This window comes from Mesorhizobium sp. M2E.F.Ca.ET.219.01.1.1 (assembly GCF_004016445.2).
In the GTDB taxonomy this organism is placed as follows: Bacteria; Pseudomonadota; Alphaproteobacteria; order Rhizobiales; family Rhizobiaceae; genus Mesorhizobium.
Window position 1 is genome coordinate 1 of record NZ_SADT02000043.1, and the last position, 497, is coordinate 497.

The window sequence follows — 497 nt, forward strand, 5'->3', positions numbered from 1 at the left end:
CAAGCTCTCGTGATCGCATTGGCGAATGCCGGTCTGGGACCGGGGTGGTCCTCGCTTCTCGTCGGGATCGCTGTCGCAATTCTGGGCATCTTTCTGTTGCGCAGCGGCACAGCAAGCATGGCCCCTTCTGAGCTGACGCCGGATCGGACACAAGACCAACTCAAGCGTGACGCACGCGTGATCAAGGAACAAATAAAATGAGCGAGAAATCCGCAGCCGAGCTGGAACGAGATGCCGATATCGCCCGGGCGAAAGTCGTGGACACCGCTGATTCCATCCGCAGCAGGATGACTCCCGGTCAATTGATCGATGAATTTGCCGGAATGTTTGCCGGCGGGGAGGGAGCCGTCATGCTTGGCAATCTCAAGGCGCAGGTCAGGGACAACCCGCTGCCGCTAACGTTGGTTGGAGCCGGCCTGGCCTGGCTAATGCTTGGCAACGGGGCGTCAGCGACCACTTCAGCGGCTGGCAACCATACAGGCATGAGGCCAAGCGAC

1 protein-coding gene and 1 pseudogene are annotated in these 497 nt (G+C 60.0%); both read left to right on the top strand.

The window, feature by feature from the left end:
- Positions 1-201: phage holin family protein (locus EN862_RS34825; RefSeq protein WP_135913281.1), on the top strand; the 201-nt coding region annotated here is incomplete at its 5' end.
- Positions 198-497 (top strand): annotated as a pseudogene (locus tag EN862_RS34830) (hypothetical protein); the annotation flags it as partial. The gene EN862_RS34825 and the pseudogene EN862_RS34830, both read left to right, overlap by 4 nt.